The following is an 18,873-nucleotide window of genomic DNA, read 5'->3' as shown; positions in this document are numbered from 1 at the left end:
TGCGGTTGCGGGCGTCGGGGCCGCCGCCTTCGCTAAATCTCTGTTGGAAGGCCGTCTCGGTATCCTGAAGGCGGTATTCGAAGCCGTTCCAGCCAATCTCTAACGGGAGGCAAGTATGACGCCGGCGACGATCTTCAACATCCATCTCGTCCTGGGCTACGTCCCGTGGCTGCTCTGCTTCGGCGCCTATATCTGGCCGAGGCTCAGGCTCATGGACCGCGTCGAGGCGCAGCGCGCTATCGCGACGCTGCACAGCTTCCGCTTCTTCGGGCTGGTCTTCCTGGTTCCGGGCGTGGTTGGCCCGAACCTCCCGGCGGACTTCGCGGTCTTTGCCGCCTATGGCGATTTCGCGACCGGGCTGCTGGCCATGCTGGCGCTGCTTGGCGTGAAGCGGTCCTCGATCTTCTGGCCGTCCGTCGCGGCCTTCAATCTGGTGGGAATAGTCGACCTCGTCGGCGACTACTATCACGGCACCGTGCTTCATCTGCCCGAGCAGGCCGGGCAGCTGGGCGCCGCATACGCGATCCCGATCATCTATGTGCCCCTGCTGATGATTACGCACGTGGCCGCCCTTTATCTTCTGGCGCGACCTCAGCCCAAGACCGAGCCGGGCGCGGACAATAGGAAGGCGGGCGGTCTCAGTTCCCTTCGCTCTCCTTCATCCGTTCGATGATCGATCGGGCCGAAGCGCCGGTCGTTTCGCCGAGCTTCGTTTGCTCATTCTGCACCATCGCCAGCGACGTTCCCGGCTCGCCCTCCCACAGGATCAGGCTTGCCGCGCCGACCAGCCCGGCGCGATCGCCGAGCTCGGCCGGCACGATCGGCACGTTGCGATAGGCTTGCATGGCGCGTTCCTCGACCGTCGCCCTGATGCCCGGCGCCAGCAGATCGAACCCGTTTGCGAGGCCGCCCCCCATGACGATCAGGTCCGGCGAATAGAGATGCAGGAGATTGGTGAAGCCGATGCCCAGCCATTTCGCCTCGGTCTCGACCAGTTCGCAGGCGGCCGCGTCGCCGGCGCGCGCGGCATTCACGACATGCCGGGCCGAGACGTCGCCGTCGTCGGAAAGACGTCTGAGCACCGAGCCGTCCCCTGGCTTGGTGAGGCGGGTCGCCCGGCGCCCGAGCGCGGTGCCGGAAGCAACGGCCTCGAAGCAGCCGACGTTGCCGCAAAAACAGCGGTCGCCTTCGCCGGTGATGGTCATGTGGCCGATCTCGGCCGCGAGCCCGCGCCTTCCATGGTAGATGTGGCCATCAGCGACCACGCCGCCGCCGATGCCGGTCGAGACGGTGACGAAGACCAGCGAGCCCGCGCCGCGGCCGGCGCCGAAACGCCACTCGCCGAGCGCCGCGGCATTGGCGTCGTTCTCCAGCCGTACCGGCAAGCCGAACTGGCGGCTGAGGATGTCGATCAGCGGCACGTTGTGCCAGCCGGCGAGCGTCGGCGGCCCGATGACGATGCCTGCCTTGGGGTCGAGTGGCCCCGGCGCGCACATGCCGATGCCGCTGACCTTTGCCTGCGGGTGTTCTTTAAGCAGCCTGTCCGCCAGCGCGATGATCTGGCCGATGACCGCTTCCGATCCGGCGCCGGCGAGCGTCGGCGCCGAGACGCGCTTGACAACCTCGCCACTGCGCTCGACCAGCGCGCCGCGCAGCTCCGTGCCGCCGAGATCGAAGGCAAGGGCGATCGTGCTCATCAGGCGGCGGCCTTCAGTCCATGCAGCCAGGCCATGCGCTGGGCGAGATCGGGATCGCCGAAAGCGAGCGAGCCCAGCACCACCGTGTCGGCGCCGGCGGCGCGCAGCAGCGGCACCGTCTCATGGCGGATGCCGCCATCGGCGGCGAGCCGGATGTCGGCCTCGCGGCCGGCCTTCCTCATCAGCGCGCGAGCCTCGATCAGCCTTGGGCAGGCCTCCTCGGACAGGCTCTGTCCCTTGACCCCGATCGAGGTGCCGAGCAGCGTCACGAAGGCCACGCGTGGCAGGAACGGCTCGATCGCTTCAACCGGCGTCTCCAGCCGCAGCACCACGCCGGCCTCTGCGCCGAGCTCGCGCGCCAGCTTCACGGCGCGCAAGCCTGCCGCGCCGTTCTCGGCATGGATGGTGACGAGATCGGCACCAGCCTCGATGAACTGGCGCGTCTGAGCCTCGACGATCTCGGCCTCGACCATCAGATGAACGTGGATCGGCTTCGCCGTCAGCCTGGCGATGCGCGCCACCATGTCGGGGAAGAACAAGAAGCCGGGGGTGAAGCGGGCGTCCGCCACGTCGATGTGGTGCAGATCGGCATGGGGTTCGATGCGATTCAGGTCGCGCTCCATATTGGCGAGATCCGCCGACCACAGCGAGAATTCGCCGATAAGCCGGTTGCGCGGCAGTGCGGCTATTGCCGCGGGTCCGGAGACGGGTTTGGCGGTCATGACGGAATGAGGCTCCGGGCATTCGAGTTGGACTGGAGGAAGGAACTGATCTGCTCGTGCAGTTCGATGAAATGTCTGGCGCTGTTGCGCGCCTTCGGCGTGATTTCGGCGAAGACCGCGTGCGGCATCGCGGCGGCAAGCGTGTAGGCGCTCGACAGCGGATGCACCGCGTCCATCGCGTTGCCGACGACCAGCCCAGGAATTTCGAGCGCCGCGACGTCGCGGTCGCAAACGCCTGGACCGTCGCTGGCGATGTCGGCGAGCACTTGCGCGAACTCCTTGGCGTCGGGCCGGTCGAAATAGCCGAGCAGCGAGGACAGATTGTCGGGCGCCTCGCGGTAGAGCCGCGTGGCCGTGTCCGATCGTGCGAAGATCGTCCGTCCTTTGTCGGTCCCGTGTTCCAGGATGAGCTCGGCGGCCTCGGTGATCGGCTGCATGTTCTGCGGTGCCGGCGAAAACGTCCATGCCGGCCGCACCAGGACCAGGGCGGCGACGCGCCGCGGATGACGGCAGGCGAGGCGAAGCGCGATCGCGGCGCCCATCGAGACGCCGCCGGCAACGAAGCGGTCGAGGCCGGCACGATCGGCGGCGGCAAGCACATCGTCAGCGAAGATTTCGAACGAGAACGGCCGCCGCTTGCCAAGCCCAGAGCCGCCATGCCCGCGGCATTCCAGCGTGATGCGCCGGAAGCCTGCGGGGAAAGTCTGCGCGACCTGCGCCTCGCCGCCGCCGAGCCCATGCTGAAAGACGACCGCCAGGCCTTCGCCGGTGTCGGTCATATGCAGCGCGGCACCGTCGCGCAGCAGCGTGCCCATCACATGAGCCCCTTGAGGAAGCGGGCGACGCCCGGCGCTTCCTCGGCCGAAAGCCCGTGCGTCACCAGCGGCCCGTCGAAGCCTGTGGCCCTCAGGCGAGCGACGAAGTCGTCGAAGTCGACCACGCCTCGTCCGGCCGTGGCGAAGCGCCCATCGGCGAAACGGTCCTTGGCGTGCGCAAGCGCGACATTACCCGCCGAGCGCTCGACCGCTTCGGCAACGATGCCGCGTGCCTCGTCGGCATTCGCTCGCTCGAACAGATTGGCAGGGTCGAGCACGATGCGCAGCCGCTCCGAGCCTATCTCGGAAATCAGCTGCACGGCGTCATCGGCGGAGGTCACGATGTTGGCTTGCTCCGGCTCGATGCCGAGATCGACGCCGTGGCGCTCGGCGAGCTGAAGCGCCTTCTCCATTTCCCGCGCCATGTCGGCCCAAGCCGAGGGATCGGCATTGTCGGGGTGGTGCGCCCATTGGTCCTCGGCGTTGCGCGTTCCGGTGCACAGTGTCACCAGCGGGATCGAAAGCCTGGCGGCTGCCTCAATGACCACCCCGAGCCGCCGCAGCCCGTCATCACGCACCCGGCTGTCCGGATGCGCCATGTTGTAGGTTCCCGACAGCGCGACGAGACCGACGCCACTAGCCTTAGCGGCGGCATCGATCGTACGGATCGTGTCGTCGGGAACATCGTCCGGCATCGACGGCAGGCCGGCGCAGGCAAGGTTGAACTGGGTGACTGCGAAGCCCGCTTCGCGAACGGCGGCGAGCACGCCGGCCGGCTCGCCGCCTGGAAAAGTCTTGGCGAGCACCCCGACCTGCATCAGATCGCTCCGGTGACGCCGGCGAGCTCAACGCGCTGGCCGCTTTCGACCGAGCGGGCGATCGCCACCATGGCGCGGATCGAAGCGAGCCCGTCCTCCACGGTAGCGCCGCGCTGCGGCGCGCCGTTGAGCACCGTGTCGGCGAGGCCTTCCAGTTGGCGGCGGAAGAAGTGGCCGTCGGCGCCGAGCGGCTTGCGCGACGTCGCGTCCTTCTCATGAAAAATGTCGACCTCGCTGGCGCGGAAATACCAGGGATTGAAGGTCTTCGCGATCACCGAGCCGTTCTCGCCATAGAGCTGGAAGCCCTCGTGCCAGTCCATGCGCACCGCAACGGTCAGGTCGAGATGGCCGAGCGCGCCATTGGCGAACTCCGTCTCGACGAACCAGCAATAAGCGCCGAAGCGTTCGTTGAGCCGCGCGCGCACGGCGGTGATGTCGCCGCACAGGAAGCGCGCCGTGTCGACCAGATGCGAGCCATGCGCCAGCATGAAATACTGTCTCAGGTCCGCCTTCGGATTGCCGGCCGGCTTCCTCGCCAGCTTGCTGGTGACGGGCAGCGGCTGCACGGCGTCGGTATTGGTGTAGCGATGGGTGGAATCGCAATACCAGGCCTTCAGCGCCAGGATCTCGCCCATCTCGTCGCGCACGAAATCGCGCGCCGCCTCCAGCGCCGGGTCGAAGCGCTTCATATGCCCGACCTGAAGCACCCTGCCGGAGCGCTTGACCGCTTCCGCCAGCCTCTCGCCTTCTTCGACGGAAATGCCGATCGGCTTTTCGCAAAGCACGTGCTTGCCGGCTTTGAGCGCCCTGATCGACATCGGCACGTGGTAGGCGTCGGACGTCGCGACGATCACCGCCTCCAACTTGGGGTCGGCGAGCATCTCGTCATAGTCGCTATACATTTTTTGCGGCTCGTAGGTGGCGCTCATGCGCGCAAGCAGGTCGGGCGCCGCGTCGCAGATCGCGTAGAGGTCGGCATTGGCTGCCTTCACGCAGGATTCCAGATGCGCGAACTGCGCGATCGGCCCGCAGCCGAGCACACCGACACGAAGACGACGGTCTTGTTTGCGGATCATCGCCTCAAGCCCCGTAGCCGCGCATCGTCTGGCGATTGGTCTTCACCGCGCCAGCCGGATCGGCGGCGGCGGTTTCGGATTCCTCCTCCAGCACCAGCCAGCCGTTGAAGTTGGGCGCGGCGCTGGCGATCTCGATCACCTTAGCCGTGTCGCAGACACCCTGGCCGAGCATCGCCCAACTGCCGTTTGCATCGACGTCTTTCAGATGCACATAGCGAATGCGGTCGCGATAGGTGGTGAGCGTATCGGCCATGTCCTGACGGCCGCGCAAGATGTGTCCGGTGTCCGGCACCCAGCCGACCAGCGATGGGTCAATCAGGGAGAAGATGCGGTCATAATCGGCGCGGTCGAAGAGCAGCGTGTTGTGATGCGAGCTCGGATGCACAGCCACCTGCAGGCCGGCCTTGCGCCCAAGTTCGCCGGCCTTGTTGTAGACCTCGGCGGCGATGGCGAATTTGTGGTCGCGCGGGCCGTCGGAGACGACGGTTGCCGAGCCCATCGACACCAGCGCTCCCGGAAAGGCGGCGGCGAAGTCGATCCAGCGACCGGCGGTTTCGAGGTCCTCGCCGATTTTCTCCTTGAGGGTGAAGCCGCTCTTCGAGCCGAAGGCGAACGAGACCAGCATGAGGCCGGATGCCTTCAACGCGGCGGCGAATTCCGCAGGCTTGCCGGCATAGCGACCGATCATCGTGTCGGTGATCTCGATGCCGGCATAGCCGCCGTCGGAAATCGCTTTGATGAGATCGTCCGGGCCGCCGCCAAAACGGTCGCCGAGCATCTCCCAGGTAAAAGTCTGGCAGCCGACTTTGAGCTCTTTCACCTTCATTCTTTCATTCCTTGATACCGCCCATTCCTTTGATGTCGCTCTGCGTCTTCATGGCATGGACATCCTACTTGACCGAGCCCGCGGTCATGCCTGCGAGGAAGAATCTCTGGGCAAGGAGGTAGATGAGCAAAAGCGGTAGCGAGCCGAGCACGCTCATCGCCATCATCTGGTTCCATTCGAAGGCGTGCTGCCCCATCAACAGCTGGATGCCGATCGGCACGGTGCGCATGGACGTCGACTTGGTCAGCGTCAGCGCAAAGAGAAATTCGTTCCAGCATAACAGGAAGGTGTAGACCGACGTCGCCACGATACCAGGCAGCGAGATCGGGACGATCACCCGCCAAAGCGCTGTCCAACTGGTGCCGCCGTCGACAGCCACCGCTTCATCGAGATCGCGGGGCAAGGTGTTGAGATATCCCGTCATCAGCAGGATCGCGTAGGGCAGCGTAAACACCAGGTAAGTCAGGATCAGCGCGATGTAGGTGTCAAAGATGCCATATGAGACGACAAGCCCGAAGAAGGGGATCAGAACCGTGATCGGCGGAATCGTCTGCGTGCTGATGATGAGTGTGTTCAGGCTGCCCTTGCCACGGAAGTTGAAGCGGCTGAACCCGTAGGCCGCCAGCAAGGCGATCAGCACCGTCAGCACGGTCACCGCTGCCGCCACGAAGTAGCTGTTGAAGAAGAAGCGCAGCTTTACCGGGTCGCCAACGATGGCTGCGTACGCTTCCAGCGTGAAGGCCTTCGGCAGGATGGTTGGTGGCAGGGCAAAGATTTCGGTATTCGATTTGAACGAGCTGCTGAGCATCCAGTAGATCGGGAAGGCCGCGAAAAAGAGTCCCGCGACAAGCGCTACATGGAGCGCGACGGTGATCAGCCTGTCTTTCGGTGTGTGCCTTTTCGTCATGGTGACTACCGAGCCTTCTGATAACGGATGTAGAACAGCGTCAGGCCAAGCGAGATCAGCAGGATGACCACAGCGCTCGCCGACGCCTGAGACAGGTTGTAGCTCGAAAACGCCAGCTTGTAGGTGTAGGTGCTGAGGACCTCGGTCGAGTAGATCGGACCACCGCCCGTCGTTATCCAGATCAATGGGAAGACCTGCATGGTCCAGATGAAGTCGAGCAACGAGATGCTGATGATGATCGGCATCAACTGCGGGATGGTGATGAAGATCAGCTTCTGGTAGGCCTTGGCGCCGTCGATATCGGCGGCCTCGTAGAAATCCTTGGGAATGCCCTGCAGGCCTGCGAGCAGGCTGACCATGAAAAGCGGGTACCCCGCCCAGATATTGGCGAAGGTGACGGCGTGCAGCGCGGTCTCGGGCGAGGAAAACCACTCGACCTTGGAACCGATGATGCCCATCTGCATGAGAATGCTGTTCACGACCCCGTTCGGCTCAAGCAGGAGGCGCCAGATCACAGCGATAATCACCGCAGTGAACAGCCAAGGCAGTATATAGAGCACGCGCAGAATATTGCGCAGCGTCGGATTGATGCGGTCGCTGTTCAGCATGAGTGCGAAGACCATGCCGATGGTCATGTGGAAAACGACACTCATGCAAGTGAAGTAGAGCGTGTGCCACAGCGAAGCCCAAAACACCGGATCGGCAAAGATCGCCTGGTAGTGTTTCAGTCCGGCAAAGGATGGGTCACGGCGCAGCACCGCGCTGTTCTGGAACGAATAGGCAATCACCGTCACCATCGGCAGCAGCATCAGAAGACCGATTATGAGGAGCGAGGGCGACAGATAGAGATAGGGTGCGACCGCTCGTTTCAGTCTGTGATGGGAGCGCTTCTGCGGGGTCATGTGCCAACCTTGAAATACGCCTTCAAGAGAAGGTGAGCTTCGGAACACGGGTCCACCGATCCGTTGTGGCCGGGTGGCCTGCCCGAAGTCAGGCCACCCGGTCGAGAAAGTGAACGGGGAACAGGCCGATCAGAATTTCGCCATCCAGCCCTTTTGAGCGTTGGCTGCGGCTTGTTCCGGAGACTGCTCGCCGGCAAGCATCTTCTGGGCTTCCACGTCGAACTGGGTCATCAGGTCTTCCGCCACCGGGAGACCCGTGAACTCGTTGGCGAGATAACCGGTCTTGAAGATTTCGAAAGCCTTTGCGAATGCCTTGTCGGACGTCACGAAATCGGGCTTGGCGTTGACGTTGCCCGGGAAGGCGTTTGCAAGCGACACGAGCTTGGCGTTCACCTTTTCACTCATCAGATATTGGACGAGCTTCCAGGCCTCCTCCTGGTGCTTCGAGCCGGCAGAGATACCGATGCCCCAGGAGGCATAGGGAAGGCCGCGCTTGCCGTTGTAGTTCTCCACGACCGGGACCGGGATGAGGTCGAAGTTCAGCTTGGGATTGCGTTTGCGGATGAGGTTCACATGCGCGAGCGAGTCGATCATCATCCCGACCCGGTCGTTGACGAATTCCTCGACCTTCTCCTGTTCCGTCTTGGTGGCGATGCCGGGCGAGATGGTGCCGGCGTCGTTGAGCGATTTCACGAAGCTGAGCATATCCACCACCGGTTTGCCCTCGAGGTCGGGCTTGCCATTCGCCATCATCGACTGGCCCGAAGCCCAAACCCACGACATCATGTCGTTCTGAACGCCGGACGGTGTTTGCAGCGACAGGGGCAGCACCCAGCCATACTGGTTCTTGTCGGCATGGGTCATCTTCTTGGCGGCTTCGAGAAACTCCGCGCGGGTCGACGGGAGCTTGCTCACACCTGCCTTGGCGGCGAGGTCCATATTGACGAAGACCGGATAGACGAACGAAGCCACGGGAAACATCACCGCCTTGCCGTCCACCTTGATGATATCGGCGACCTGGCTCTTATCGAAGCCGCTCGCATCCATCATCGGGTTCATGTCGGCCAGCGCATTTTGTGCGTTCAGATTGTTCACCCAAGCGCCATCGAGACCGACGACGTCGCTAAGCGTTCCGGTCGCAGCACCGACCGAGATCTGGTCTCGCGTGGTCGCATAGGGGCCGCTGACCAGCGTGACCTTGATCCCGGGGTTTGCAGCCTCGAACTCGTCCATGATTTTGCGCAAGGAGCCTGCGGGCAGCTCTGGCTCCCACCACTGCGTGAATTCCAGCGTCGTGTCCGCCATGGCGCCGGTTGCGCCGAGCAGCCATGCGGCCGCGGCCATTTTCAGCATCGCGGGTCGTATCCGAAACGTCATTTTCTCCTCCTTCTTAAGATCGACCGCACAATGCGGACGATCGTCTGCTTCATTCAGAAGTCTTCTTACGAGTACTTTCGCAGGCGCATCGCTCCCGCCTGCGGGCTCTGCAACAAATCTTCAGATCGCCAGATGCGTCTCGGGATCGAAGAAATGGAGCTTGGCGTCGTCCACGGCCAAGCGGATCTCCGAACCGGGGCGGACTGTGCTGACCGGTTCGAATTTCGCCACCGCGTTCGAGGTCATGCCGAAATCCTGCACCGCGTCCGGATCTCCGGAGTCCACCCGCACCGCGTCGATGCTGAGATGAACGATGTGTTCGGACCCGAGTTCTTCGATCGAGGTCACCTTTGCAGGGATCGTCTGATACTTGCGGCCGGATTCGAGACTGCTGTCATAGAGATCCTCCGGTCGGATCCCGAACACGACCTTGCGCCCAGCATACGACCTCAAGGTCGGCCTGCGCGCGAAAGCTGCGTCCTGCAGCCGGATGGCGAAGGTGCCGGACATCAGTTCGTCGCCCGTCAGCGTCGCCTCGAACAGGTTCATCGAAGGAGAGCCGATGAAGCCGGCAACGAAGGCGTTCACGGGCGACTCGTAGAGCCGCTTCGGTGTGTCGACCTGCTGCAGCACGCCGCCCTTCAACACCGCGACCCTGTCCCCCATCGTCATCGCCTCGGTTTGGTCGTGGGTCACGTATATGGTCGTGACGCCGAGCTGCTTTTGCAGGCTGGTGATTTCGGCGCGCATTTGAACACGCAGCTTCGCGTCCAGATTGGAAAGGGGTTCGTCCATGAGGAAGGCGGCCGGCTCGCGCACCATGGCGCGGCCCATGGCAACCCGTTGACGCTGTCCGCCTGAAAGGTTCGCGGGTTTGCTGTCGAGCAGAGATGTCAGCTGAAGGGTTTTGGCAATCTCGTCCACCCGCTTCTTGCGCTCGGCCTTCGGCTTGCCTGCCAGCCGCATCGAAAAGGCGATGTTTTCGAACACCGTCATATGCGGGTAGAGCGCGTAGCTCTGGAAGACCATCGCGATGTCGCGGTCCTTGGGCGGCATGTCGACGACGTCGACTCCGCCGATCCGAAGGCTGCCGCTTGTCACGTCCTCCAGCCCCGCGATCATCCGCAGCGCGGTGGATTTGCCGCAGCCGGACGGCCCGACGAGAATCAAGAATTCGCCATCCTCGACCGACAGGTTCAATTGGTCGATTGCGTGAAAGTTGTTCCCATAGGTCTTGCAGATATTCTCAAGAATGACTTCTGCCATCTTCCTCCCTCCACAAGGCTAAGCCGCTCGTTATTATGATTATTATCGGCCTATGTTCGCCTGCGAATGTTCCTCGGATAGTTTCAACTATGTTCCGGTATCGAGCTGCGATTTCAGTTCGACTGCCGACGGGGCGTTCGTCGATGCCAAGAGTTCCGTGACCTGGCCCTCGGTCGGCAGCGCCTCGCGCCCGCCACGCCCCGTTATCGACAGAGCCGCGGCCGCGGCCGCGAATGCGACCCGGCCTGCGGTCTCGGCTCCGCGCGTCAATGCATGGGCATAGGCACCGTGAAAGCAGTCACCGGCGCCAGTCGAGTCAACGACGGCAACCCGGTGCGGAGGCAGGTGCCAGAGCCCTGCCTCGTCGCGTCCGCGATAATAGACGCCCCTGCCGCCGTCAGTCAGAACCACGGTGGACCGCGACGGCATCCACAATGCGTCGAGCATCTCGGCGGGCGATCGGCCGCCCGTGGCAGTCCGCGCGAAGCCGAGGGGAAGAATAAGATGGTCGCAGAGCCCGATCAGCCTCTCGGTGGCTGGGCCGCTGCTCCATTCGATATCGCCGAGGATTGCAAGGCCGAGATCGCGAGCCCGAGCCACGACATCCATCGACCGGATCGCGTAACTATCGACGATCAGGACGGCCGCGCGGCTGAGGACCTCGTCCGGAAAGTCTGGCGCGGTGCCCAGCATCGCTTCGTCGTCATACGCGATGAACCTCTCCCCATCCGAGCCGACGGTGATCCGCGAGCGCACCGGGCGTGCGTGCGGGTGGCGCGGCGCGAATGCGGTTTCAACTCCGCTCGCAACGAGATCGCACAGCACGGCGTCGTCAGCGGCACTGGCCAGCCATCCGACGAACCCGGCGGTTCCGCCGAGCCGCGCGACGGCGGCAAGGGCCGTCGCGACATTTCCGCCGAAAGTTCGGGCAGTTTGCAGAACCTTCCCCTTGCCCGCCGACAACGGCTGATCGACATAGACGATGTCGTCGATCGCAATAGCGCCGAAGCCGAGGATTGAAGGGACGGTGGGCATCGTTCAGGCACCCGCCTTCGCCAGGGCGTCTTCTGCCGAAAGGCCGTCATGGATGACGCTCCGAAAGGCAAGTGCCGCCTTTTGCGGATCGCCGTGCCCCCAGAGATTGCGACCGACCACGGCACCGCGCGCGCCGGCACGTATGGCGTCCGCCGTCTGCTGAAGGGCGCCGAGCAGCGTCTCGGTTTTCGGACCACCCGCGATCACAACCGGCACCGGGCAGGTCCGGACGGTCTCTCGGAACGACTCGAAATCGCCCGTGTAGCCTATCTTGATCACGTCGACGCCGGACTCGTAGCCGATGCGCGCCGCATAGGCGATCTCGTCGGGGGTGAAGACGATTTTTGCTCCGTCGGTGAAATCGCGCGGGTAGATATGCGCCACCACCGGCATGCCGTAGCGTGCCGCCGCATTCACCGAGTCGGTCAGCCAGCGTATGTACTTACCCTCGGTCGCGCCGCGCACCGGAATGGCCACGGCCAACGCATCGGCCCCGGCGCGCACCGCATCCTCCGGCGTTGCAATCAGCTCGCTGATGCGATCGTCTGGGGTGAAGCAGCCCGCCTGGATCACCAGAGACGCTTTGCCCGCATATTGCGGCCACAGATGGCGCGCGGTGCCGGGCTGGATGCTGACGTAGTCGGGTTTGCCCATCATGACGCGCGCGAGCGCACCGGGCAGATCGGCAAGCCCGCCTTTGCGCACGTCGCCATAGCCGACAAAGTGGTCGACCGCGCCGCCAAAAAGCTTCCCGGACGGATGCGAGAAGAGGCGCGCAAGGCGCACCTTGGTTCCTAGGCTCATGAGTGCAAAATTCCTCAATCGTTTTGAGCTGGCGGCCCCCGATGTCGAGCCAGCATTTTCACATGCTCTATAAAAATTTTACGCGCGTCAAGATTTAAAATGCGCTATAGCGAGTCACGAACATGGTCCGCCGCCGTTGCAGCGGGTTGTCTGCGGCGGTGCCGCACCGGGAGGTCGGAAGGAAAATGCAAGCAAAGTCAGGAGCGAAGCTCGGTATCGGCGTTATCGGTTGCGGCAACATATCGATGACCTATTTGCGCAACGCAGCACTTTTCGCCGGCGTGGAACTGCGCGCCTGCGCCGATATTTCCGCCGACATGGCCGCGCTACGGGCCAGGGAATACGGTATCCGCGCGCTGCCGGTCGATGCGCTGCTGGCCGATCCCGAGGTCGATCTCGTCCTCAACCTCACCGTTCCGTCGGCGCATTTCGACATCACCCATTCGGCGCTTTCCGCGGGCAAGCACGTCTTCACGGAAAAGCCTCTGGCGACCTCGGCCGGCGAGGGCCGCCGGCTGGTCGCGGAGGCGGCGAAGCGCGATCTGCTGCTGGGCTCGGCTCCAGAGACCTTCCTCGGCGCAGCCGGGCGGCGTGCCCGCCGCCTAATGGACGAGGGCGCGATCGGCCGCGCCGTGACCGGCACCGCCTTCATGATGGGGCGCGGCATGGAGCATTGGCATCCCAATCCGCAATTCTACTATCAGCCGGGCGGCGGTCCGGTGTTCGACATGGGGCCATACTACCTGACGATGCTGGTCAACCTGCTCGGCCCGGTCGCCCGCGTCATGGCGATGACGACGCGCGGTCAGGACGAGCGCCTGATCACCGCCGAAGGCCCTTACAAAAACACCAGCTTCAGGGTCGGCACGCCGACCAACATCCTGTCGCTGCTCGAATTCCACTACGGCGCCACCGTCACCTTCGGCGCCTCTTGGGACGTCTTCAAGCATTCCAACCATCCGATCGAGCTACACGGGACGGAAGGCTCGCTCAGGCTACCCGATCCCGACACGTTTGGCGGCACGGTCTCATTGTCGGCGCACGGCGCCGACTGGAGGGATTTCGAGAGCGAAGGCGAGTTCTACGGCGCGCGCAACTGGCCCTATGCCGGACCGGACCGCGCCAACTATCGCATGCTCGGCGTCGCCGACCTGGCGAGGTCGCTGTCGGAAGGGCGCAGACCCCGCGCGTCCGGCGAACTGGCGCTGCACGTGCTCGAGGTCATGGAAGCGATCCTCGCCTCCGGCGAAAGCCGGAACTCCGTCGCCGTCGTCGGCTCGGTCGACCAGCCGCCGCTGCTCGGCGAAGACGAGGCGGCGAGCCTGCTTGCCTGAGGCGCCGTGATCGCCCAGCGGGAGTTCGGTATCCCTAGGCCGACTGGCGCATCACCAGCGTCGCGTCGAGACTGACCTTCGGCGCGACGGGCGCGCCGTCCTCGTCGAGCAGGGTAAGCAGCGTCTCGACGCTGCTTCCGGCCATCGCCGCGAAATCCTGCGCCATGGTGGTGAGCGCCGGGCAGGTGTAGCGGCTGAGCGGATGGTCGTCATGCGCAGCCACCCGCAGGTCGCAATCCGCCTTGCGGCCCACCTTCAGCCCTTTCGAGAAGGCGGCCGCCATCACGCCGAAGGCGAGACGATCGTTGGCGCACAATATGGTCTTGCCCGGCAGGCCGCCATTGCCGAGCAGCTTTTCCGTCTGTTCGTAGCCGATCCGTTCGAACTCCCATGTGTAGTCGTCGGTATTGCCGAAGACGAGCGGCTCCTGCCCGAGCCGCTTCATGGCATCGACATAACTCTCCACCCGCTCGCGCGAATTATGATTGACGTGCGGAATATCGAAATAGACGGGGGCATCGCCCGAGCGGCAGAGATAGTCGACGATGGTCGACATGCTCTGCACATTGTTGTTGCCGACGAAAGGCGTGCCGCCTTCGAGATAGGTGTCGAAATAGACAATCGGGATCGCCTGCGTCAGCTTCTCGATCGCCCGCTGGTCCGAGCGCCGGCCGAGCGGTGCGATCAGCGCGCCGGAGACCTTCAACGACAGGATCGTCCGCGTCGCCTCGGCTTCCAGTTCGCTCGATCCATGCGAGGAAATGACGATCGGCCAATAGCCTTCGTCGCGCAGCCTGAGTTCGATGCGGCTGACCATCTCGGAATAGAACGGGTCGGTCACCGTCGGCACGACGATGCCGATGCTGCGGGTGCGCTTGCGGTTGAGGTTTCGCGCGAACAGATTGGGCTGATAGTCGGACGAGCGCAGCGCATCCTCGATGCGTTTTCGCGTCGCCGGCTTGACGCTGGTCGGATCGTCGAAGAATTTCGACAAGGTCGGCCTGGAGACGCCGCAGGAACGGGCGAACTCCTCCATCGTCTTGTGAGTCATCGGCATCCAAACCCTCGCGGCATGGGACCTCGCTCCCATGGGCTGCTCCGGCGCTCATACGGCGCATCGGCGTGCGCCTGCAAGTTGAAACTTTACAGGAAGCTCCGCAAGTTTCAACGCGTCCGGAGAAATTATTCCATGCGTAAATTTATTAATTGACGTGAAAAAGAGGGGGCCGTATTCCAAGCCGTAAAGCCATGCATGGCGAATGCTGGGAGGACGTGATGAAGAAGCTGGTCTCAGCCGGCGAGATCCTCGTCGAGATCATGGCGGAATCAATCGGCCAGAGCTTCCTCGAGCCCGGTCCGCTCGCCGGCCCCTTTCCGTCCGGCGCCCCGGCGATCTTCATCGGCCAAGCGGCGGCGCTCGGCCAGCCTGCGGGTCTCATCGGCGCCGTCGGCGGGGACGATTTCGGCCAGTTGAACATCGACCGGCTCAGCGCGCTCGGCGCCGACGTTTCGGCAATCGCCGTCCGTGAAGGCCATGCAACCGGCACCGCCTTCGTCGCCTACCGGACCGATGCATCCAGGCATTTTGTTTTCAATATCCGGAACAGCGCCGCCGGCCTTTTGGAAATGGACGATGCCGCGAAGCGGCTCTTGGCCGGAGCCGATCATGTCCATGTCATGGGCTCTTCGCTTTTTTCCGATCGCGCCACCGACGTCGCACTCGCCGCGATCGCGGCCGTGAAGGCCAAGAGCGGCACGGTGTCCTTCGATCCGAACATCCGTCGCGAGATCATGCAGGCGTCCGGCACGCGTCAGGCGCTCGATCATGTGCTCGCGCAGACAGATGTCTTCCTGCCGAGCGGCAACGAACTGTTCCTTTTCTCGTCCGCCAGCGACGAACAGGCCGCGGTCCGCGAATTGCTGGGGCGAGGCATCTCCTGCATCGTGCTGAAGAAAGGCGCCGATGGCGCCACTTATCACGACCGCAAGGGCACGCTCGCCATGCCCGGCTTTGTGGTCGAGGAAGTCGATCCGACCGGCGCCGGCGATTGCTTCGGCGCCGCCTTCGTTTCCTTCTGGCTGCGCGGTGCCTCGCCCGCCGATGCACTGCGCATCGCCAATGCCTGCGGCGCGCTCGCCGTTACCCGCAAGGGGCCGATGGAAGGCATTCACCGGCTCGCCGACGTCGAGGCCTTCATCGCAAAAGCGACCGCACGCGCATGACCGGCGCCACGACAAGATTCGCTGGCATCGCCGCTCGCCGCGCGGCAGGCGCGAAGGGCGGCATCGCCTCGATCTGTTCGGCGCACCCGCTGGTGATCGAAGCGACGCTCCGCCACGGCGCGAGGAATGGCGCCGATGTGCTGATCGAGGCGACCTGCAACCAGGTCAATCACGAGGGCGGCTATACCGGCATGACCCCGGCCGCCTTTCGAGCCTTCGTCGAGACGCAAGCAGGCAGGACCGGCTTTCCGTTCGACCGGCTGATCCTCGGCGGCGATCACCTCGGCCCGAATCCGTGGAAGCATCTGCCCGCGGCGGAAGCGATGAACAAGGCGGCGGCGATGATCGACGCCTATGCCTCCGCCGGCTTCACCAAGCTGCATCTCGACACCAGCATGGCTTGTGCCGACGATTCCGTGGCACTCGCCGACGAGACGATTGCCGCGCGCGCGGCGGAGCTTGCGGCGGTTGCCGAGGCGGCGGTCGCCCGCTCGGGCGGTGAAAAACCCGTCTACATCATCGGCACCGAAGTGCCGGTTCCGGGCGGCGCGCTGGAAGCGCTCGACCATATGCATGTGACCGAGCCGGCCGATGCGCTCCGCACGGTCGAGCTCCATCGCCAGGCCTTCTCCCGTCTCGGCCTCGATGCCGCTTTTGCCCGGGCCGTCGGTGTCGTCGTTCAGCCCGGCGTCGAATTCGGCAATGCCGACATCATCGCCTATGCGCCCGAGAGGGCGACGAAGCTGGTCGCTGCCCTGGAAAGCCAGCCGCAATTCGTCTTCGAGGCGCATTCGACCGACTATCAGCCCGCGGAAGCTTTGGCCGCGCTCGTGCGCGACGGCTTCGCCATCCTCAAGGTCGGCCCCTGGCTCACCTTCGCATTGCGCGAGGCGCTCTATGGCCTGAGCCACATCGCCGACGCGCTCGCGCCCGATCCCTCGCGCGAAAGCCTGCCGGCCGCGATGGAACGCATCATGCTGGCCTCGCCCGGCAATTGGCAGAAATATTATCCGGGAACGCCTGACGAGCAGCGCCTGCAGCGGCATTTCTCCTTCAGCGACCGCATCCGCTACTACTGGCCATTGCCCGACGCACAGCATGCGACCGAAGCGCTGCTGGCGGCACTCGGCAAGCGTGAAATTCCACGCCCCCTGATTAGCCAGTATCTCGGCCATCTCGATGCCGAGCTCGGCGCCGGTCGGATCACGCCGACCGCGCATGAGCTTCTGATTGCCAGCGTCACGCGCGTCCTCGATATCTATCGCAGCGCCACGACCCCCTAAGCCGGTGGATTAGTAGACAGGCGTCGCCATATGTTTGGGTGCCGGCCATTCGGCCGTGATCTCTGGCTGGACCGGCCGTTCGAGATAGGTTGAAAGCACCACATAGCTGCGCGTCGAGACCACGCCCGGCGTCTCGTAGATACGCGACAGCAGGCCTTCCAGCGCCCTTGTATCCTCGGTGCGTACCTTGAGCAGCATGCAGGTGTCGCCGGCGACCGAATGGATCTCTTCCACTTCCGGGCATTCCGAGATCGCCATCAATTCCGGCGTCTTGCCCCAGCCCCTGGTATCGATGTGCACGAAGGCGAGCAGCGGCTTCTTCACCGCCTTCGGATCGATGATCGCCGAGGTGGCGCGGATGGCGCCGCTGCGCCTGAGCCGCTTCACCCGCTCATGCGCCGCCGGTGGCGACAGGCCGACGCGATCGCCGAGCTCGGCATAACTGATGGTCGCATCATCGACCAGAACGCCTAATATTTTTCGGTCGATCGGGTCGACCTCACGGGTTGGCTGCTTGTTCCGCTGAACGTCATCTGTTTCTGAGTCCATTTGGAAATTCTCCATTGATGCTGAATTCAATTCGGCCATTATGGAGATATGTCGAACAGTGATCAATCAGCGATTCTGGCTGCGGCGTCCCGTGCACCGATCCCGGCCGCAGCCTACCTGCTCACCGGCTGCATCGCCGTCATCGGCTCCAACTCACTGGTTCTCGGGCCGATAGCGCCCGCCGTCGCGGCATCCTTCGCGGCAAGCGTGCCGGCGGTGATGACGGCCGCCGCTGCCTTCGGCCTCGGCACCTCGGCCAGCGCGCTTTTTCTTGCCCGCTATATCGACCGGATCGGCGCCCGCCGCATGCTGCAGGGCGCATTGCTGTTGCTTGCGCTGGCGCTGGTGGGCAGCGCGCTCGCGCCGACGGTGGCGGCGCTGGTCGCGGCCCAGCTCGTTGCCGGCATCGCTGCTGGCGTCGCCATGCCGGCGATCTACGCCAGCTCCGCAGCGATCGCGCCGCCCGGCCGCGAGAGCGGAACGATCGGCGTCGTGCTGACCGGCTGGACGCTGTCCATGGTCGCCGGAGTGTCGCTGTCGGCGGTGCTTGCCGATCTGATCCATTGGCGGGCCGTCTTCGCCGCTGTCGCGCTTCTCGCCGGAGCCGCCGTCGCCGGCCTGTCGGTCAGCTCGCTGCGCGACACCAGGAAAAGCGGTCCGGCACCGTCGCCGCTCGGCGCGCTGGCTGTGCCCGGAATCCTGCCGCTGCTGATCGCCTGCGGCGCCTTCATGACCGCCTTCTATGGCGTCTACGGCTATCTCGGCGATCATCTCCATGAAGGTCTCGGCGAGCCGGTCAGCGCCAACGGGCTGGCGGCGATCGCTTACGGGCTCGGCTTCGGCGCGGCGGCGCTGCTTGACGGCGTCATCGACCGTCTCGGCGCCCGCCGTGTCATGCCCTTCGCCTATCTGCTGGTCGCCGCCGTCTATGTGGCGATCGCCTCGGCCAGCGGCACCTTCGGCCTGCTGATGGCGACGATCGCCGTCTGGGGCCTTGCCAACCATTTCGGGCTGAACGTTCTGGTGATGCGGCTCACCGCGCTCGACGCCGCGCGGCGCGGCACGATCATGGGCCTGAACAGCGCAGTCACCTATTTCGCCGTAACCGTCGGCACCGCCGGTTTCGGCCCGCTCTACACCGCCCTCGGCTTCGCCAACTGCGCCCTGGTCGCCGCCTTGCTGATGCTGGTGGCGGCATCGGCCGCAGCGTGGCGCTCTGCCCGGCAATAGGCTTGCGTG

The 18,873-nt window shown here is 64.3% G+C and carries 19 protein-coding genes; 5 read left to right on the top strand and 14 right to left on the bottom strand.

The window, feature by feature from the left end; all coding sequences use genetic code 11:
• The first annotated feature begins 115 nt into the window (after nucleotides 1-115).
• Nucleotides 116-673, top strand: coding sequence for a hypothetical protein (locus CK221_RS00765; RefSeq protein ID WP_245307625.1), 558 nt, complete (start codon nucleotides 116-118; stop codon nucleotides 671-673).
• On the opposite strand, the gene CK221_RS00760 is transcribed toward CK221_RS00765, so the two are convergent.
• From CK221_RS00760 to CK221_RS00705, 12 genes are all read right to left on the bottom strand, one after another.
• Nucleotides 639-1,697: an ROK family protein gene (locus CK221_RS00760; protein WP_245430550.1), complete on the bottom strand. Its 1,059-nt coding sequence runs from the start codon at nucleotides 1,695-1,697 to the stop codon at nucleotides 639-641. The genes CK221_RS00765 and CK221_RS00760 overlap by 35 nt on opposite strands.
• Nucleotides 1,697-2,419, bottom strand: coding sequence for a ribulose-phosphate 3-epimerase (locus CK221_RS00755; protein WP_066989035.1), 723 nt, complete (start codon nucleotides 2,417-2,419; stop codon nucleotides 1,697-1,699). The genes CK221_RS00760 and CK221_RS00755 overlap by 1 nt, the downstream gene beginning before the upstream one ends.
• The gene (locus CK221_RS00750; protein WP_095776291.1) at nucleotides 2,416-3,234 is read right to left on the bottom strand and encodes an alpha/beta hydrolase; all 819 of its coding nucleotides are present in this window, start codon (nucleotides 3,232-3,234) and stop codon (nucleotides 2,416-2,418) included. The genes CK221_RS00755 and CK221_RS00750 overlap by 4 nt, the downstream gene beginning before the upstream one ends.
• Nucleotides 3,234-4,052, bottom strand: coding sequence for a sugar phosphate isomerase/epimerase family protein (locus tag CK221_RS00745; protein WP_095776290.1), 819 nt, complete (start codon nucleotides 4,050-4,052; stop codon nucleotides 3,234-3,236). Before CK221_RS00745 ends, CK221_RS00750 begins: the two co-directional genes overlap by 1 nt.
• Nucleotides 4,052-5,128, bottom strand: a complete 1,077-nt coding sequence (locus CK221_RS00740; RefSeq protein WP_095776289.1) for a Gfo/Idh/MocA family oxidoreductase — start codon at nucleotides 5,126-5,128, stop codon at nucleotides 4,052-4,054. The genes CK221_RS00745 and CK221_RS00740 overlap by 1 nt, the downstream gene beginning before the upstream one ends.
• Before the next feature lie 4 nt (nucleotides 5,129-5,132).
• Nucleotides 5,133-5,954 carry a sugar phosphate isomerase/epimerase gene (locus CK221_RS00735; protein ID WP_095776288.1) on the bottom strand — a complete coding sequence of 274 codons (822 nt, stop codon included), beginning with the start codon at nucleotides 5,952-5,954 and terminating at the stop codon, nucleotides 5,133-5,135.
• Nucleotides 5,955-6,018: 64 nt separating this feature from the next.
• Nucleotides 6,019-6,861 (bottom strand): carbohydrate ABC transporter permease, encoded by an 843-nt coding sequence (locus CK221_RS00730; RefSeq protein WP_095776287.1) that lies wholly within the window; start codon nucleotides 6,859-6,861, stop codon nucleotides 6,019-6,021.
• A 5-nt stretch (nucleotides 6,862-6,866) separates the two neighbouring features.
• On the bottom strand, nucleotides 6,867-7,763 hold the full coding sequence (locus tag CK221_RS00725) for a sugar ABC transporter permease (RefSeq protein ID WP_095776286.1): 897 nt from the start codon (nucleotides 7,761-7,763) through the stop codon (nucleotides 6,867-6,869).
• Between the two features lie 129 nt (nucleotides 7,764-7,892).
• On the bottom strand, nucleotides 7,893-9,140 hold the full coding sequence (locus tag CK221_RS00720; protein WP_066989019.1) for a sugar ABC transporter substrate-binding protein: 1,248 nt from the start codon (nucleotides 9,138-9,140) through the stop codon (nucleotides 7,893-7,895).
• A gap of 120 nt (nucleotides 9,141-9,260) precedes the next feature.
• Nucleotides 9,261-10,406, bottom strand: coding sequence for an ABC transporter ATP-binding protein (locus tag CK221_RS00715; protein WP_095776285.1), 1,146 nt, complete (start codon nucleotides 10,404-10,406; stop codon nucleotides 9,261-9,263).
• A gap of 87 nt (nucleotides 10,407-10,493) precedes the next feature.
• A complete protein-coding gene (locus CK221_RS00710; protein WP_095776284.1) occupies nucleotides 10,494-11,441 on the bottom strand; it encodes a PfkB family carbohydrate kinase in 948 nt (315 codons plus the stop codon).
• A gap of 3 nt (nucleotides 11,442-11,444) precedes the next feature.
• Nucleotides 11,445-12,245 carry a class I fructose-bisphosphate aldolase gene (locus CK221_RS00705; RefSeq protein WP_066989013.1) on the bottom strand — a complete coding sequence of 267 codons (801 nt, stop codon included), beginning with the start codon at nucleotides 12,243-12,245 and terminating at the stop codon, nucleotides 11,445-11,447.
• A 185-nt stretch (nucleotides 12,246-12,430) separates the two neighbouring features.
• Here CK221_RS00705 and CK221_RS00700 point away from each other — a divergent pair, with 185 nt between their 5' ends.
• The gene (locus tag CK221_RS00700; RefSeq protein ID WP_095776283.1) at nucleotides 12,431-13,579 is read left to right on the top strand and encodes a Gfo/Idh/MocA family oxidoreductase; all 1,149 of its coding nucleotides are present in this window, start codon (nucleotides 12,431-12,433) and stop codon (nucleotides 13,577-13,579) included.
• A gap of 34 nt (nucleotides 13,580-13,613) precedes the next feature.
• Here the strand turns inward: CK221_RS00700 and CK221_RS00695 are convergent, their stop codons facing one another.
• Nucleotides 13,614-14,636 (bottom strand): LacI family DNA-binding transcriptional regulator, encoded by a 1,023-nt coding sequence (locus CK221_RS00695; RefSeq protein WP_095776282.1) that lies wholly within the window; start codon nucleotides 14,634-14,636, stop codon nucleotides 13,614-13,616.
• A gap of 218 nt (nucleotides 14,637-14,854) precedes the next feature.
• Between CK221_RS00695 and CK221_RS00690 the strand changes: the two genes are divergently transcribed.
• Entirely contained in the window at nucleotides 14,855-15,802 is a 948-nt protein-coding gene (locus tag CK221_RS00690; RefSeq protein ID WP_095776665.1) for a sugar kinase, read from the top strand.
• Nucleotides 15,799-17,085: a D-tagatose-bisphosphate aldolase, class II, non-catalytic subunit gene (locus CK221_RS00685; RefSeq protein WP_095776281.1), complete on the top strand. Its 1,287-nt coding sequence runs from the start codon at nucleotides 15,799-15,801 to the stop codon at nucleotides 17,083-17,085. The genes CK221_RS00690 and CK221_RS00685 overlap by 4 nt, the downstream gene beginning before the upstream one ends.
• A gap of 9 nt (nucleotides 17,086-17,094) precedes the next feature.
• Here CK221_RS00685 and CK221_RS00680 read toward each other — a convergent pair whose 3' ends face one another.
• Nucleotides 17,095-17,634: an Lrp/AsnC family transcriptional regulator gene (locus tag CK221_RS00680; protein WP_095776664.1), complete on the bottom strand. Its 540-nt coding sequence runs from the start codon at nucleotides 17,632-17,634 to the stop codon at nucleotides 17,095-17,097.
• A gap of 48 nt (nucleotides 17,635-17,682) precedes the next feature.
• Between CK221_RS00680 and CK221_RS00675 the strand changes: the two genes are divergently transcribed.
• Nucleotides 17,683-18,864, top strand: coding sequence for an MFS transporter (locus tag CK221_RS00675; RefSeq protein ID WP_095776280.1), 1,182 nt, complete (start codon nucleotides 17,683-17,685; stop codon nucleotides 18,862-18,864).
• Nucleotides 18,865-18,873 lie beyond the last annotated feature (9 nt).

Origin of the sequence: Mesorhizobium sp. WSM3868 (assembly GCF_002294785.1) — a bacterium.
Taxonomy (GTDB): Bacteria; Pseudomonadota; Alphaproteobacteria; order Rhizobiales; family Rhizobiaceae; genus Mesorhizobium.
The sequence above is the reverse complement of the archived record's forward strand: the minus strand, read 5'-3'. Positions and strand labels throughout refer to the sequence as shown.

Excerpts from the sequence above, each read along its gene's own strand:
- CK221_RS00765 (WP_245307625.1), top strand. The coding sequence starts at position 116 with ATGACGCCGGCGACGATCTTCAACATCCATCTCGTCCTGGGCTACGTC.
- CK221_RS00760 (WP_245430550.1), bottom strand. The coding sequence starts at position 1,697 with ATGAGCACGATCGCCCTTGCCTTCGATCTCGGCGGCACGGAGCTGCGC.
- CK221_RS00755 (WP_066989035.1), bottom strand. The coding sequence starts at position 2,419 with ATGACCGCCAAACCCGTCTCCGGACCCGCGGCAATAGCCGCACTGCCG.
- CK221_RS00750 (WP_095776291.1), bottom strand. The coding sequence starts at position 3,234 with ATGGGCACGCTGCTGCGCGACGGTGCCGCGCTGCATATGACCGACACC.
- CK221_RS00745 (WP_095776290.1), bottom strand. The coding sequence starts at position 4,052 with ATGCAGGTCGGGGTGCTCGCCAAGACTTTTCCAGGCGGCGAGCCGGCC.
- CK221_RS00740 (WP_095776289.1), bottom strand. The coding sequence starts at position 5,128 with ATGATCCGCAAACAAGACCGTCGTCTTCGTGTCGGTGTGCTCGGCTGC.
- CK221_RS00735 (WP_095776288.1), bottom strand. The coding sequence starts at position 5,954 with ATGAAGGTGAAAGAGCTCAAAGTCGGCTGCCAGACTTTTACCTGGGAG.
- CK221_RS00730 (WP_095776287.1), bottom strand. The coding sequence starts at position 6,861 with ATGACGAAAAGGCACACACCGAAAGACAGGCTGATCACCGTCGCGCTC.
- CK221_RS00725 (WP_095776286.1), bottom strand. The coding sequence starts at position 7,763 with ATGACCCCGCAGAAGCGCTCCCATCACAGACTGAAACGAGCGGTCGCA.
- CK221_RS00720 (WP_066989019.1), bottom strand. The coding sequence starts at position 9,140 with ATGACGTTTCGGATACGACCCGCGATGCTGAAAATGGCCGCGGCCGCA.
- CK221_RS00715 (WP_095776285.1), bottom strand. The coding sequence starts at position 10,406 with ATGGCAGAAGTCATTCTTGAGAATATCTGCAAGACCTATGGGAACAAC.
- CK221_RS00710 (WP_095776284.1), bottom strand. The coding sequence starts at position 11,441 with ATGCCCACCGTCCCTTCAATCCTCGGCTTCGGCGCTATTGCGATCGAC.
- CK221_RS00705 (WP_066989013.1), bottom strand. The coding sequence starts at position 12,245 with ATGAGCCTAGGAACCAAGGTGCGCCTTGCGCGCCTCTTCTCGCATCCG.
- CK221_RS00700 (WP_095776283.1), top strand. The coding sequence starts at position 12,431 with ATGCAAGCAAAGTCAGGAGCGAAGCTCGGTATCGGCGTTATCGGTTGC.
- CK221_RS00695 (WP_095776282.1), bottom strand. The coding sequence starts at position 14,636 with ATGCCGATGACTCACAAGACGATGGAGGAGTTCGCCCGTTCCTGCGGC.
- CK221_RS00690 (WP_095776665.1), top strand. The coding sequence starts at position 14,855 with ATGAAGAAGCTGGTCTCAGCCGGCGAGATCCTCGTCGAGATCATGGCG.
- CK221_RS00685 (WP_095776281.1), top strand. The coding sequence starts at position 15,799 with ATGACCGGCGCCACGACAAGATTCGCTGGCATCGCCGCTCGCCGCGCG.
- CK221_RS00680 (WP_095776664.1), bottom strand. The coding sequence starts at position 17,634 with ATGGACTCAGAAACAGATGACGTTCAGCGGAACAAGCAGCCAACCCGT.
- CK221_RS00675 (WP_095776280.1), top strand. The coding sequence starts at position 17,683 with ATGTCGAACAGTGATCAATCAGCGATTCTGGCTGCGGCGTCCCGTGCA.